This window comes from Psychroflexus maritimus, assembly GCF_011089875.1.
Classification (GTDB): Bacteria; Bacteroidota; Bacteroidia; order Flavobacteriales; family Flavobacteriaceae; genus Psychroflexus; species Psychroflexus maritimus.
In genome coordinates this window covers 12,229-28,365 of record NZ_JAANAS010000038.1, presented here as the reverse complement: position 1 = coordinate 28,365, position 16,137 = coordinate 12,229, and the positions used below count along the sequence as shown (strand labels likewise).

The 16,137-nt window shown below is 35.9% G+C and carries 9 protein-coding genes; 1 reads left to right on the top strand and 8 read right to left on the bottom strand.

Features of this window, described 5'->3' with window-relative positions; translation table 11 throughout:
- Window positions 1-31: 31 nt before the first annotated feature.
- The 8 genes from G7034_RS04295 to G7034_RS04260 all read right to left on the bottom strand — a co-directional run bounded on the left by G7034_RS04295 (window position 32) and on the right by G7034_RS04260 (window position 13,664).
- On the bottom strand, window positions 32-1,564 hold the full coding sequence (locus tag G7034_RS04295) for an SGNH/GDSL hydrolase family protein (protein WP_166399737.1): 1,533 nt from the start codon (window positions 1,562-1,564) through the stop codon (window positions 32-34).
- Between the two features lie 12 nt (window positions 1,565-1,576).
- Window positions 1,577-2,833 (bottom strand): OmpP1/FadL family transporter, encoded by a 1,257-nt coding sequence (locus G7034_RS04290; RefSeq protein WP_166399736.1) that lies wholly within the window; start codon window positions 2,831-2,833, stop codon window positions 1,577-1,579.
- A gap of 151 nt (window positions 2,834-2,984) precedes the next feature.
- Window positions 2,985-3,755, bottom strand: coding sequence for an alpha/beta fold hydrolase (locus tag G7034_RS04285; protein WP_166399735.1), 771 nt, complete (start codon window positions 3,753-3,755; stop codon window positions 2,985-2,987).
- A 45-nt stretch (window positions 3,756-3,800) separates the two neighbouring features.
- Entirely contained in the window at window positions 3,801-4,517 is a 717-nt protein-coding gene (locus G7034_RS04280; RefSeq protein ID WP_166399734.1) for a pyridoxine 5'-phosphate synthase, read from the bottom strand.
- 691 nt (window positions 4,518-5,208) lie between these two features.
- The gene (locus G7034_RS04275; RefSeq protein ID WP_166399733.1) at window positions 5,209-8,448 is read right to left on the bottom strand and encodes an efflux RND transporter permease subunit; all 3,240 of its coding nucleotides are present in this window, start codon (window positions 8,446-8,448) and stop codon (window positions 5,209-5,211) included.
- Window positions 8,449-8,790: 342 nt separating this feature from the next.
- Window positions 8,791-9,864, bottom strand: coding sequence for an efflux RND transporter periplasmic adaptor subunit (locus G7034_RS04270; RefSeq protein WP_166399732.1), 1,074 nt, complete (start codon window positions 9,862-9,864; stop codon window positions 8,791-8,793).
- A gap of 114 nt (window positions 9,865-9,978) precedes the next feature.
- Entirely contained in the window at window positions 9,979-11,280 is a 1,302-nt protein-coding gene (locus tag G7034_RS04265; protein ID WP_166399731.1) for a TolC family protein, read from the bottom strand.
- A 200-nt stretch (window positions 11,281-11,480) separates the two neighbouring features.
- Window positions 11,481-13,664 carry a glutamine synthetase III family protein gene (locus tag G7034_RS04260; RefSeq protein ID WP_166399730.1) on the bottom strand — a complete coding sequence of 728 codons (2,184 nt, stop codon included), beginning with the start codon at window positions 13,662-13,664 and terminating at the stop codon, window positions 11,481-11,483.
- A gap of 937 nt (window positions 13,665-14,601) precedes the next feature.
- On the opposite strand from G7034_RS04260, the gene G7034_RS04255 reads away from it, so the two are divergent.
- On the top strand, window positions 14,602-16,080 hold the full coding sequence (locus G7034_RS04255; RefSeq protein ID WP_166399729.1) for an oligosaccharide flippase family protein: 1,479 nt from the start codon (window positions 14,602-14,604) through the stop codon (window positions 16,078-16,080).
- Window positions 16,081-16,137 lie beyond the last annotated feature (57 nt).

Below are 16,137 nucleotides of genomic sequence, written 5' to 3'. Positions count from 1 at the left end.
AAGCTTATTCAACTAATAAATAATTACACCATTAGTTGTTACTTGGCTGTATAGTTCTAAAATCACCAGGATTTACTCTTGGCACACTAGAATTGTATTTTTCGTTAATAGCATCAATAGCTCTGTTGGCGACTACGGCATAGCCTCTAGGAGTTAAATGTACTCCATCTAAAGAAAACGCTCCCCCTGCTGCAAATTCTGAAGTTAAAACTCCTGAATCGGTTGGTAAGCCTTCCTCAACTTCTTGCAATAACATAGCTACATCTACAAAAGCTAGGTCATATTCATTAGCTAACGACTGAATAATGCTGTTGTAAGCTACTCTAGCCTGTTCAACCTCTGCTTGTTCTGAAGCGGTAAGCACCCATTGATCTGCTAGTGGAACACTCACGCCGTTAACTGCAGTAGAACCACCGCCAGGTACTGGAGAGCCAATAAAACTAGCCGCTGGTAAAACCACCAAATCAGTTTCATTGGCTTGTCTTAACTGACCAAGTAAGGCAGCTGTTTGCGGATCTAAATTGAAAGGAGGCCCTTGAAGAATTTGAGTTAAGTCAGTTAAATCTTCATCAATCATTGTTACCGCATTACCTTGTCCTGCGCTAAAACTTATTTGTCTTAAAGCCATTTCTTCTTCACTAATTACACCTTGTTGAACTAAACCAGGTAAAATTTGTTCATTATACCCTTGAAAGTTAGCATTTAAAATTACAGCTAAGTCCTCGCTTAAAGGAACAGGATTATGTGGAACAGTAGTAAAAAATGGAATTGTAGTAACATCTGGAATATTAAAAACTACACCACCTGAAGTTGAAGAAGCTAAAGTTTCGGTTAAGTCTGAATACACCGAACCAAAAACATTGATGTCTGTAATGTCATTTCCTCCATAAGTTGTTGGGTCTAAGTTTCCTTGTTGATTAACTCCAGCTCCACCGGCAGTGGCGTAGCCTAGAATATCATTGTTACCAATCCAAAGGCTGAAAAAGCTTGGGTTTTGTTCCATAGCATCACCTAAAACGGTAGTTTCATTAGAGCTAGCAAAGCGAACGAAATAAGGGTTAGCAGCTCCTGCTTGAACACCTGCCACATTTCCATACCCTGGTGCTACTAAGTGAAAACTCTTAGCACCTGGTACACCAAAATTATTCATTTGACCACCATAAACAGAATTTGTTACCTCTGTAGTTGGCGTTCCTGAAATATTTCTTGGCCCAGGGTTACCTTCTTCATCAACTCCTAAAACTAAACGTGTGTCCATAATTTGATTCCCTCCTAAAAGTAATCCTCCTAAATTATCATTCATTAAAGGTTGCACAAAGTCACCTCCGCCTAGCAACTCAAACTGCTTAGCCATAATATTTGGAAATGAATTTTCTTGTCCTTCAATATATAGTGCATTATCTGCAAAACCTGCAGTAAGTGAATTTCCTACACTAACAAAATTAGTGAAATCAGCTTCACCTGTAGAGTATAAATCGCCATCTTCAACAGAATCGTTAAACTCTGGGTCACAGCTTGTAAAAACAAAAGCCGTTATAGCTAAGTATGTAAAATATTTTTTCATTTGATTTCAGATTTAAAGTTTGTAAGTAATTCCGATTCCTGGTAAAAAAGCATTTGATTTAAAGGTACCTTCAAAAGGAACTTGTACTCCATCTTCTGTGTAAAAATCATAAGATTCATCTATCTCACTGAATCTTAGATACAAGAAGGAGGCATCAATAGCAAAATTATCATTAACCTCAAAAGAAAAGCCTCCAGTAAATCCTTGACCGTCGTTTCTTGGGGTCTCTGGAGCAAAGAAACCAGATTGTACAGGTGATTCGTCAAAATAATATCCTGCTCTTATGGTCCATTGTTCAGATGCCTTATACTGTGCTCCTACACGATAAACAGTTGAATTTTGATAGTTTCTAGGGTTAATAGCATCTGGAATTCCAGTTTCAGGGAAACTAATATCTAAAGATTCATACACCTCCCACAACGTACGATCTACTTGAACTGTAGCCATAAATTTTTCTGAAAACTCATAGGAAATTCCTAAGGACCATTCTGCCGGTAAAGGTAATGAAGCGTTGAAAGGGACAACACCGTTTTCGGAAGGGACAAGAGGTGAATTGGGCAAATTAGAAAAAGTAGCCTCACCTCCTTCAGCATCCATCATAATTTCTGAACGGTAATTAAAACCTACTTTAAGTTCTTCGGTTGGTGTAAACATTACACTTGCTCCCCAACCCCAATTGGTAATTCCAGAATCACTTATACCTACGTTGGCTCGGTTACCCTGTTCGTCAACTAAACTTCGTGTAAGGTTTCTGTTGAAATCTACACTTCCCGTAACAAAAATTGGGCCACCACCCACGCTTAAATAATCATTTACTTTTAATGAAATTAAAGGCTGTACAAAAATAGCCGCTAATTCAATTTCATTAACTAAGTGAGAACCTGGCCAATCTGTCTCCCACTCTACTCTACTTCCGTAAGGAGTAAAAACGCTTAATCCAGCAGCCAGCCATTCATTGACTTTGTATGAAGCATAAAAATAAAAAGGGGTGCTTACATTTCTTTCTGTTGAAGAAAACTGCCCTGTAGAAGAATTTTGCCAGGAAGTACTATTAAAAACTCCTGTAACACCAGCAGAAACATTAAGTTTATTTTCCAGTAAAATTAATCCTGCAGGATTAAAGAAAGCGGTTTCCGCGCTATTGACTACGGCCACACCAGAGTGCCCCATTGCTAATGCTCGCTGACCTTGAGTGGCTACGCGATAGCCTCCCGCATACACGGAATAAAAACTCAAAAGCAAGCCTAAACTGAGTAATAACTTTTTCATATAAAAATTTGTTTAAAATTTAGGTTTTCTTAATTTCATTCTCAAAAATAGTATAAATTGACAATTAGACAACAAAAAAACAAGAATATTATGCGTACATAGTATTTTTATTTTTAAAACAAGTATTTAAAAAGTCTTAAAAATAAAAAATTTAAGTCGTTAAAAAATGCTTGACCGTTTCAAAGAATTCTTCTTTTTTTTCTGCATGCACCCAATGTCCAGCTCCTTTTATCGTTATTATTTGAGCTTTAGGAAAATGTTTTCTTATTAAGTCTTTATCCGAATCGCTTTGAATGTAGTTTGATTTTTCACCGTCTATAAAAAGTACAGGTTGATTATAATTGGCTTGGTCTGGGAGGGCTACACCAATTTGATGAATATTAGCTTTTAAGGCTTCTAAATTCATTCTGAAACCTAGTTTGTTTTTTTCTTTCCAATATAAGTTTTTCAGCAAAAACTGTCTTATCCCCCATTCAGAAATATATTCTTTAAGCAATTCATCTGCTTTTCCGCGCGAATCTAATTCAGTTTCACTAAGCATAGTAAGTCCTTCTAAAATTGTTTGATGGTGGGGTTTGTAGTATTTTGGCGCAATATCTACCACAACTAATTGATCTACTAAATCAGGGTATTTAGTGGCGAAAAGCATAACATTTTTGCCGCCCATAGAATGACCAACTAACGTGGCTTTCTCAAGTTGAGTATGCTGCATGTAATCTTTGATATCTTCCGCCATTAAGTCATAACTAAATTGATCTGTGTGCGGACTTCTACCATGGTTTCTTTGGTCGATTAAGTGCACTTCAAAACCCAGTTCTGCAAACTCTTTTCCTAAGGTCTTCCAATTATCTCCCATGCCCAAAAAACCATGTAAAATTAATAGTGGTTGACCTTTGCCTATTATTTTAGAATATAATTTCATAATATGTTTTTAATTTTGTGACAGTGTTTTTGTTGCGAAAAAAACTTATTTCAACAATTCAAGATACTTTTTTACAACTGTTTCTAAGCCTTGGTATAAGGCTTCAGAAATAAGTGCATGACCAATAGAAACCTCATCTAAATAAGGCATATTTTGCTTAAAAAAACGAATATTATCTAAGGATAAATCGTGTCCTGCATTAATGCCTAAACCTAGTTCGTGGGCTAAATTAGCACATTCTTGATAAGGTTTAATAGCTTGTTGTTGTTTCCCTTTAGCATATCCCACAGCAAATTCTTCAGTATATAATTCAATTCTATCGGTGCCAGTTGCTTTAGCACCTTCAATCATTTGTATATCTGGATCAACAAAAATAGAAGTTCTAATTCCTTTCGATTTAAATTCGGCTATTACCTCTTTTAAATAAGACTGATGTTTAAGCGTATCCCAACCTGCATTTGAAGTTAATACCTCTGTAGAATCTGGAACTAAAGTGACTTGCGTGGGTTGATTTCTGAAAACTAAATCCTTAAAATTATCCATAGGATTACCTTCAATATTAAATTCAGTTTTAACCACTTTAGAAAGTTGGTCAACATCAGCGTACCTAATATGTCTTTCGTCTGGCCTTGGATGCACGGTAATACCTTCTGCTCCAAACGATTCAATATTTTTAGCAGCTTCAATAGGATTAGGCACATTGCCCCCGCGGGCATTTCTTAAAGTTGCTATCTTGTTTATATTTACGCTTAATCGGGTCATAATTATTCAAATTTTACACAAAAGTACAAGCAAATTTGAAATGAGTCGCTTAGTTTATGAATTTTCGTAGAAATTTTAATAGGCTTCACCTGAATTTCAAACTAAAAATAAATTCTGTTTATTTTCCTCCTGAAGATGGGAGCTAGTGAATTTTTGTTTGCCTCTTTTTATATAAATTAGGTAAGAACGGAATTTATCCCTTTCAAACATCGAAAATGTACAGGATTTAGCAGAGCTTTTTAATGAATAATTATGGCAACTAGCACCAAAAAGAATTGGGCTAAAGCCCTTTCTCAGCTTGCCTTTTTATACCCCCATCTGAAGATGGGGGCTATTGATTTATAGTGTTAATTAATAATGAAAGTTATTAAATTGAGGAAAATATTTTGGATTTCATTGCTTAAATTAAATATATCCCATTTTAATTTTATCTATTTGACATATTGATTAATTTGTTTTCCATCTTTATTAGGGGATATTTAATTTTCTAAAATTCATATTTTTTCAATAGGAACGGAATTTATCCCTTTCAAACATCGAAAATGTAGAGGATTTAGCAGAACTTTTTAATGAATAATTATGGCAACTAGCACCAAAAAGAATTGGGCTAAAGCCTATATAAAATTCCAAATTATTTTCCCCCATCTGAAGATGGGGGAATTGATAAAAGATGGAAATTCTTTACTTTCAATTATGCATATTTCTTTTTCATCACTACATAGTAAACCAAGGGAACAACCAATAATGTTAAAAAGGTTGAAACAATGGTTCCACCCATAAGCGATAGTGCTAATCCCTGAAAAATCGGGTCGAATAAAATCGCTACCGCACCAATAACTACAGTTCCTGCAGTCAACAAAATAGGCGTTGTTCGTACGGCTCCAGCTTCAATGATGGCTTGTTTGAAAGGGATGCCGTCGTTTAATCGTATTTCGATAAAATCGATGAGCAAGACCGAATTTCGAACCATAATTCCTGCAAGAGCAATCATCCCAATGAAGGAGGTAGCGGTAAAAAATGCACCAAATATCCAGTGGGCTAGAATTATTCCGACTAAAGAAAGCGGAATAGCAATCATCATCACGATAGGTGAACGGAAACTTTGGAACCAACCCACAATGAGCATGTAAATAATGAAAATTACTCCGATAAAAGCTATTCCTAAATCACGGAACACTTCTAAGGTAATTTGCCATTCGCCATCCCATTTCACTGAATAATCATCGGTATCCACAGGAATTTCTGTGTACAATTCTTCTATAGAATACCCTTCAGGTAGATAGATGTCTTTCAGGTATTTTTCCATGCCTAAAATAGCATACACCGGACTCTCAAGCTCGCCTGCCATTTCAGCGGTAACATAGACTACGCGGCGTTTATTTTTTCTGAAAATGCTTTTTTCAATGGGCTGTTCTACTACTTTTACTAGGTCGCCAATTTCTACGGCATTTCCTTGTTGAGCTATTACTTTTAATTGAAGCAGCTGGTCTAAATCGGCTTTATCTTCATTTTTAGTAGTAAAGACAATACCAACGTTTTGGTTAGAATTTTCACGATAAGCTTGAGCAATAGCGTGTTCGCCTAAGCTTAATTGCATAGCATTAACTAGTTGTGCTGGTGCAATACCCTCTAAACTGGCGCGTTCACGATCAATTTCAAAATGCAATTCTTTTTGGTCGGCTTCCACGCGCCAATCAATATCCACCACATCATTAGTTTCACTAAGGATTTTTTTGATGTTTCTAGCAATATTGATTTGTTCGTTGTAATCTGGGCCGTACACTTCAGCTACAATCGTAGAAAGTACAGGAGGACCTGGTGGAACTTCTACAATTTTAATGTTGGCACCATATACATCACCAATTTTTTGGACTTCTTCTCTAAAGGATTTGGCAATGTCGTGACTTTGCTCACTCCGGGAATCTTTGTGGGTAATATTCACTTGAATATCTGCCATTGTAACTTGGTTTCGCAAATCATAGTGCCTTACCAATCCGTTGAAGGTAATTGGAGAGGCGGTGCCTACATAGGTTTGGTAATTGACTACTTCTGGCCTGTTTTTTACGTAAGCGGCAATTTCCTGAGTTACTGCATTGGTTCGTTCAAGCGTGGTTCCTTCAGGTAAGTCGATCACAATTTGAAATTCGTTTTTATTGTCAAAAGGAAGCATTTTTACCAACACCGACTGGTTTAAAAACAAGAATACCGAAGCCAATAAAAGCAAGGTAATTCCGCCAATAAAACCCCAACGTTTTCTTCTGCTTTCTAGCATTGGACGCTGAATTTTATTGTAGAGTTTGTAGATTCTTGTTTGTTGTAAATCTTTGTCTTCCTCGCCAAAATTTGTACTTTCTGTTTCCTTCACTTCGTTTTCTTCCTCGCCTTCAACCGGTTGTTTTCCGTCTGCTTTTAAGAAATAATAGGCTAAATAAGGAACAATAGTAAGCGCAATAAACAAAGACAAAATCATGGTTATAGAAGCACCAATAGGCATCGGACTCATATAAGGTCCCATTAATCCGCTCACAAATGCCATAGGAAGTACGGAAGCAATGACGATAAATGCCGCTAAAATAGTAGGATTACCCACTTCATTAATGGCATAAATAGCTGCTTTACGCAAACTCATTTTTTTCTTTTTAAAATGCCTGTGCATGTTTTCAGTAATAATAATAGAATCATCTACCACAATACCTGTAATAAAAATCAGAGCAAAAAGAGTAATTCGATTTAAGGTGTAATCAAATAAATAATAGCTTAACATGGTTAAAGCGAAGGTGATAGGCACGGAAATAAACACAACTAATCCACCGCGCCAACCCATAGAAAGCATGACCACCAAGGTTACTGCAATAATGGCGCTTAACAAGTTGAAGAGTAAATCCGACACTTTATCGGAAGCGGTTTCTCCGTAATTTCTAGTAACTTCAAGTTGCACATCATCAGGAATAATATATTTTTCCCAACGTTCTTTTTGTGCAACAACAGCCTCCGCAACTTGCATAGCATCGGCGCCTTTTCTTTTGGCTACCGAAATAGTCACGGCAGGATAAGAAGAAAGCATTTCGCTTTGTAGATCAGAAGCGGCTCCATACCCAAAAGTAACGTAGTTTTTTGGCGTTTCTGGACCTTCGGTAATGTTGGAAATTTGATGTAAATAAACGGGTTGCTGTTGAAAAGTTCCTACAATTAATTGTTTTAAGTCTTCAGGGGTAGAAATAAAATTACCTGTTGAAATTCTAATTTCTTCATCATTTTTCTGAATATTTCCGCTGGAAGATTGACTATGGTTAGCCTGAATCATTTCGGTGACTTTCAAAATGTCTAATCCATAATTAGCCATTTTTTGGTGGTTCAATTCAATTTGAAGTTGCTTACTTCTTCCGCCAATGGTTTGTGTAGTTGAAACATTTTTTACTTTTTCAATTTCAACAATCAGCTCATTGGCTATTTGATGCAATTGGTAATCGTCATAAGTTTCGCTAAACAAACTTAATCCTAAAACAGGTACGTCGTCTATAGAACGTGTTTTAATTAAAGGTTGTGTTACGCCTTGAGGTATTTTATCCATGTGGCGCATGATTTCGTTGTGTAATTTCACGTAGGAACGTTCAATATCTTCCCCCACATAAAATTGAACAATTAACATCCCTTGTTCTTTCATGGAAGTAGAATATACATATTCAACACCGTCTATGTTAGAGATGATACGTTCTAAGGGAAGCATCACACGATTTTCAACTTCCTTAGGACTTGCGCCTGGATAGCCTACAAAAATATCGGCCATGGGCACATCTATTTGTGGCTCTTCTTCTCTTGGAATTAATAAGGATGCGTATATTCCAACTGCTAAAAACACCACCATCAATAAGAGGGTGATTTTTGAAGTTAAAAACGCATTGGCTAATTTTCCTGCTATACCATTTTTCATTTTTTCTTTATTTAGTATTTAGTACTAGGTACAAAGTATTAATTTTATTTCTCGATAGCTCTGCTGAGCGGTGTCGAAGTTCACTTTCAACGCTACTGTCGTTTGTTGAAACCACTACCCATGACGTTTATTCTTATTTCCTGTCATTGCGCACGAGCGATAGCGAGATGCGGAATCTTTTGCATTGGAGTTTTGAATATGTTTTTTAAAATAGTTTTTCCAACATCCTAAGAATTCTCGACTTTTCTAGGCCGTTTTTAAAATCCGAATTTAATATATGTTACTTCCTATTAAAAAAATTTTGCAAATTTTCGGGTGCTCTCAAAATGACAGAATTATTCATCACTTAAAAGAAACCTTAATTCCGTTATACAACTTTGAAGTGGCGGAGGTTATGATTTTTTCTTCATCATTTAACCCGCTTAAAACTTCAACTTGTTCTCCTGTGCTTTCGCCTACTCTTACCCAACGTAATAAAGCTGTTTGTTGCTGACTTACAATGTACAAACCCTTCAATTCACCTCGAGGTATAATTGCCGACTGAGGCACAAAAACTCCTTTTGAAGCTTGGTCCGTAGTTAGTTGTAAACTTGCATTCATTCCTGAAAACAAGACTTGATTTTCTGCTGAAATAATACTTGCTTTCACCCGGAATTGTCCGCCGGTTGTAGAAGACGAAGAGCTTACTTCAGAAACAATAGCCTTTAATTTGGCTGACGAATTTGCGAATTGAACAACAGCTGAGTCGTTTTGCTGAAAGTGTTGAATATCACGTTCAGAAACGGAAACTTCAAGTTCAAAACTACTTTTACCCTCCAACTGAAGCATGGCTTGTTGCGGATTAGCTAAATCGCCTTTTTCTACGTTTTTAGCGGTAATTACTCCATCAAATGGAGCTTTAATTTCAAAGTATTTTAATTCTGAACTTACTTCGTTCAACTGTTGTAAAGCGGTTTGTTTTTGGGCTTGTATAGAAGCCAATTGAAGTTCTATATTTTCCAATTCCTTTTCAGAAATACTCTGTTTTTCTCGGAGGTTTCGGTAGCGATCTACATCGCGTTCTGAATTCAATAATTGAGCATCTATTTGCTGTAATTGTGCTTCAACTTGAGCTTTTTTGGCTTGTAAATCGGCATTATTTAAACGAATAAGCAATTGTCCTTGCTTTACTTCATCGCCAATTTTTACAAATACCTCCTCTACAAAACTCGATCCGCGTGTACGAATGCTTGTTGATTTAGCCGATTTTATTTTTCCTTGAAAGTTCAAGGTTTTAGCTAGTTCAGTACTTGGTTTTGATACTTCTACCGCTATGCTCGCTTCAGCAGAAGCCTTTTCTTTAGTCTTTTTTCCGCAGCTTAATAGTAAGCTAGAAACAAAAACTAATATTCCAAAAGTATAGGTTATTTTATTCATTTTAAATGATATTAAGTATTGGGTAAATTGTTTTACTTCTATTTTGAGCCTTATTGCATTGTGTTTTTAGTTTCTTTTTTGTAAAAATAAAACCACGGAGACACCCAGGCTATTTTAGTTGACATTTCCTAAAAATTGAACTTGCAGTTGGGCTAGGTTAAATTCGAAAATCGACTGATTGTACATCAACTCTTGGTTGGCTAATTGCACCTCGGCGTTGAGTAAATCGGTAGTTCTTTCTAAACCTTCTTCAAAACGATTTTTTCGAATATCAAAAGCTTCTTGTGCTTGCTCTAATGAAAGGGTATTTCGGTTCATTTTTTGTTCAGCTTCAATTAGATTTCGCTTGGCTTTATCTAATTCAACTTCAGCATTAGCTTTATAATCTTCAGCTTCCAATTTGGCTTGTTGAAGTTGGGCTTTCATCTGTTGATTTTTTGCTATTCGGCTACCGCCTTCAAATAAATTCCAATTTAAGGTAGCTCCAACAAAAAAGTTTTGAGCGCCGGTACCAAAAACATCTTGATCAAAGTACTGCACATTTCCAAAGGCATTTAAGGTAGGCAAATACATCATGCCAGCAGATTTCTTCATCTTTTGGTAAGCTTCTACACTTAAATCCATGGCCACCACATCGCTTCGATTGGCTAAACTTGTTTCTTGGCTTTCTTCTGAAAGTTGAATTTCTAATTTGTTTTCTGGCGTAAGCATGCTTCCTTCTTCATTCATCATAAAGTACATGTAGTCAGAAATAGATACAAGTTCGTTTTCAGCTTTAGTAAGCGCATTTTCGACTTCATTTAAGCGGACTTTTGCGCTTAATACATCCGATTTCACCAGTAATCCTTCTTCATAAAAATCTTCAATGCTTTTCAAGTTGGCTTTAGCTGTAGCTTTTGATTTTTCGAGAACTTCAAGGCTTTTGTAAGCTAATTGAAGTTGCATGTATAAGCGGTCGGCTTGCAACAATAAAGCCTCTTTTTTAAAAGTGTTTTGTTGCATTTGGGCATTTGCACGGTCTTTTAAAGCCGAACGCATGACCCATTTGTCAAAATTTAGCAAAGGCTGTTGCACCTGAAAAGTAGTTACAAAGTTGCTTACTGCAGCGGGATTGTTGAGGTTATTGACGGCAAAATCGCTCTCGGCAAAAACCCCTTGATTTAGCAAAGTACCAAAAGCCATAACTGGATTATCGGTACGGTAGGCCGTATGCGAAGCGCTCAATTGCGGTAAAAAAGCCGCATTGGTTTCGTGGTATTCTGCCCTCATCTGCAAGTATTCCTGTTCGTTGGCTTGCAGGCTTCGGTTGTTTTGTTCTATCTTGTTTTTAAATTCTTCTAAACTGATTGATGTTGCTGTTTGAGCAAACCCAATGCTAGTAAAGAAGATTAAAAGAATAACTAGCTTGATTTTCATATCACATTAATTTATATTGCAAAATTAGTGTGATAGAATATTTCTATTGGTAACTTATGTTACGATGTGTCAATTATTATTTACAAAAATGACAAAAATCAAATTTTCATTCAATCGACTAGGAGAAAAACGGATTATTAGCTAAAAAAAAGGCTATACAATAAATTGAATAGCCTTTTTTAGTTGAGTTTAAAATAGATTTATCTAGTAAACAACATTTCTCTATATTTAGTTAGTGGCCATAATTCGTCGTCCACTAACAATTCTAGTTTATCACAATGGTAGCGTATGGTTTCAAAGTGGGGTTTTACTTCATCACAATAAGCAAAAGCTTTTTGCGTAGCATCTTCAAGGTTATTTGCTTTTTTTCTAGCTTCAATCATCTCTTCAATGCTAGCGTTGATGCGCTCAATATGAGTTGAAATAGCATCAATAATATTCATTTGCTCCTGTGCTTTGCTCATGAAAGATTCGCCATAAAGTTCTTTTAGGCCGCGTACATTTTTAATAAGCACATTTTGGTATTTGATAGCCGTTGGAATAACATGATTTCGGGCAATATCTCCTAAAGCTCTACCTTCAATCTGAATTTCTTTTGCATAATCTTCAATTTCAATTTCATAACGAGCAACAACCTCTCTTTCATTCATAATTTGAAGACCAGAGTAAAGTGTTTTGGCTTGATGAGAAATTTTTGGTTGCAATGCAATTGGCGTAGTTTTATTATTACTCAGCCCACGTTTAGCTGCTTCTTCTTCCCAAGCTTTTCCGTAACCATCGCCTTCAAATCTAATTTTCTTAGACGCCTTAATGTACTCTCTTAACACATTAAAAATAGCATCATCTTTTTTCATTTTTTTAGCAATCAATGCATCTACCTCAGCTTTAAATTCTTTCAACTGCTTAGCAACAATGGCATTTAAAAGCGTCATTGGGTCGGCACAATTAGCGGTTGAGCCTACGGCTCTTAATTCAAATTTATTACCTGTAAAAGCAAATGGAGAAGTACGGTTACGATCGGTATTATCTAATAAAATTTCAGGGATTTTACCTACTACGTTTAATTTTAAATCGGTTTTTTCTTCTGGCGAAAGTTTACCATCTGTTACTTTTTCAAGTTCATCTAAAACCTTGGTTAATTGAGAACCTATGAAGACCGACATAATAGCTGGTGGGGCTTCGTTAGCACCTAAACGATGATCATTAGATGCCGAAGCAATAGTAGCACGCATTAATTCTTCGTGATCGTGAAAAGCTTTTATGGTATTTACAAAAAAGGTTAAGAACTGAAGGTTTTTCATTGGTTTTTTGCTCGGGCTCAACAAGTTTGAACCTGTATCTGTTGCCAAAGACCAATTGTTGTGTTTACCGCTTCCGTTAACGTTGGCAAAAGGTTTCTCATGAAAAAGTACCGCAAAGTGATGACGTTCTGCAGTTTTGTGCATTACTTCCATCAATAATGAATTATGATCTACCGCTAAGTTAGCTTCTTCAAAAATTGGAGCTAACTCAAATTGGTTGGGAGCCACTTCATTATGCCTGGTTTTTACAGGAATACCCAAGTACATACACTGCGTTTCTAAATCGCGCATATAATTTAACACGCGGGTAGGAATTGATCCAAAATAATGATCATCTAATTGCTGACCTTTAGCTGGCGAGTGACCTAATAAAGTTCTTCCAGACATCAATAAATCTGGTCTTGAGGAAACTAAAGCCGAGTCAATGAGGAAATATTCTTGTTCCCAGCCTAAAGTGGCGGTAACTTTAGAAACTTTTTTATCGAAGTATTTAGCTACATCTGTAGCTGCTTTATCTAAAGCGCTTAACGAACGCAAAAGAGGAGTTTTGTAATCTAATGCTTCGCCTGTATAGGAAACAAAAATCGTTGGAATACAAAGTGTAGTACCCCAGATAAATGCAGGAGAAGTAGGATCCCAAGCAGTATAACCACGAGCTTCGAAGGTGTTTCTGATTCCTCCATGTGGTAAAGAAGAAGCATCTGGCTCTTGTTGAACTAATTGTCCTCCATTAAATTTTTCAATAGCTCTACCATCGCCTACTGTTTCAAAAAACGCGTCGTGTTTTTCAGCGGTTGATCCTGTTAGTGGCTGGAACCAATGCGTGTAATGCGTTGCTCCTTTACTAATAGCCCATTCTTTCATTCCTGTTGAAATATGATCGGCAAGATTACGATCAATTTTGGTGCCTTTATCAATTGCTTCCATCACAGAATTAAAAGAATCTTTGGTTAGGTATTGACGCATAGCCTGCTCTCCAAATACGTTTTTACCAAAAACTTCTGATCTTCTTTCTGGTTCAGAGACCTTAACTGGTTTTCGTTTTAAGGTCTGTTTGATTGCATTAAATCTAAGTGTTGCCATGATTTTTGTTTATATTTCTAGGCAAAAATATAAATTTTAGAAACACACCCCCTTTTTTTTAGGGGTAAAGTTTTTAAATTTAACATCTTTACATAAAAACCCCTAAAAAAATTACATCCATAAGAAAGAAGAGGTTATTGGTTTTTTATGGAAACACCAGGTCAATCGATTTGCGATTTTTGGTTCTTCTTTTTTAATTGGTGTCGTTAAAAATTTTCTTCGTATTTAACTTTTACCACAAAGACACAGAAGCCTCCTCCAGCCCCATCAAGTATTTCGATTGGACTCAGCATAAAGGAGGGGGTAATTTTTTTAAATAAAATTCATGTTTTAAGTATCTTTTTTCTCAAATTTAACTTACCATATCCAACATCTTACCCCCAACCTTCCAAACTTTTCGTTTAAATCATCACAGAAACACAAAACACACAGAGAAATTCATTTTTAATTTACAATTCACGAAACCTTAATTCTTTGTATGTGCTACTTAATTCTTTTTTTCCTCGCAAAGGCGCTAAGACGTAAAGTTGCCAAGCTCTCTTCTTTATTTCACGCAGAGAACATAGAGCTTAAAACGCAAAGCACACAGAGAAATTCATTTTTAATTTACAATTCACGAAATCTTAATTCTTTGTATGTGTTACTTAATTCTTTTTTTCCTCGCAAAGGCGCAAAGTTGCCAAGCTCTCTTCTTTATTTCACGCAAAGTCGCAAAGCTGTGTTCATTCTATAATCAAACTTCCCTACTCCCAACTACCAAATCACTTATTACAAAATTTCATTTTTTTATCTCATCTCCTATCTCTTGAATCACCACAGATACACAAAGCACACAGAGAGGTTCGATTTAAAATTTATAATTACTAAACTCCCCAAACTTCCAAACTTCCCTTAAAATTGTATCTTTACCCCAAAACCTAAACTTTAAACTAAAACCGTGTTTAAAAAACTTTTTCAACAAACTTTTATTTACGGACTTTCTACCGTGTTGCCGAGATTAATTTCGGTCTTGTTGTTACCACTTTATACAGGGATTTTAGAGAACAGTAACTTTGGGGATTATTCGCTTATTTTTGCCTACTTTGTTATTTTTAATGTGGTACTTTCTTACGGAATGGAAACTGCATTTTTTCGGTTTTACAATAAAGAGGAAAATCCTGAGCAGGTCATTCATACTTCCCATTGGTCCATTAGCCTTAGCACATTAATATTTGTGGTGTTGGGCTTCGTTTTTTTAGAGCCTATTCATCAATTTACAAGAATTGAAACTCCCATTTTAAAACTGGTCATAGGCATTCTTGCTTTAGATGCGCTTGCAGTCATTCCGTTTGCTTGGCTCAGAGCCAAAGGAAAACCCATTAAATATGCCGTAATTAAAACCCTAAATGTAAGTCTAAATTTAGGTTTAAATATCTTCTTTTTACTTTACCTCAAAGACTGGAGCAAAAAGTTTTCGGTGCTAGAGTCTATCTATATAGAAGATTACGAGGTGAATTATATTTTTATTTCGCTATTCATTTCAAGTGCGCTGACTTTACTGCTTTTGGTTGAATTTTTTAAGCAAGTGGAATTCCAATTCAACAAACAACTTTGGAAGCGTATGATGAATTACGCTTTACCTGTTTTAGTGGCAGGGTTGGCGTATAGCATTAATGAAGTGTTGGACCGAATTTTATTGGAGCGTTTGCTTCCGCAGGACATTGCCAAAGAGCAAGTGGGTATTTACTCAGCTTGTTATAAATTAGGAATGTTTATGACGCTTTTTGGAACGGCTTTTCGCTTAGGCGTAGAACCCTTCTTTTTTAGTCATGCAAAATCGGCCAACCCCACCAAAGCTTATGCTATTATTACTAAGTATTATTCCATTTTAGGAGGATTTATTTTATTGGTGGTCTTGGTTTTTGTCGATCTTTTTAAAGTAATTTTAATTCGTGACGAAAGTTACTATGAAGCCATGGACATTGTACCGGTTATTTTATTAGCCAACTTGTTTTTAGGTTTATATCACAATCTTTCAGTTTGGTATAAAGTCACCGATCGCACTAAATTTGGAGCTTATATTTCAAGTTTAGGTGCAATAGTTACTGTTGTTATTAATTTAACTTTGATTCCTGTTTATGGCTATTACGCTTCAGCCGGAGCTACACTTTTGGCTTATTTCTTAATGATGATACTTTCGTATTTCTTCGGTCAGAAATACTACAAAATCCCTTATTCAACTTCAAAAATTAGCTTGTATTTGTTGGTGGCTGTTGGTTTTTCGGCGTTAGCATTTTACGGATTTAGAGAAAATTATGCGGTAGGTACGCTACTTATTTTAATATTTGCAACAATTATTTATTTTGGCGAAAAAGCTGAACTTATTCAGTTACTAAAGCCATCAAACAATCAGAATTCAGATGAAACACGCACTTAAAAATTTTTGTACAAGCATAAGAATTATTATACGTGTTACATTTGACGTTTAGAAAAT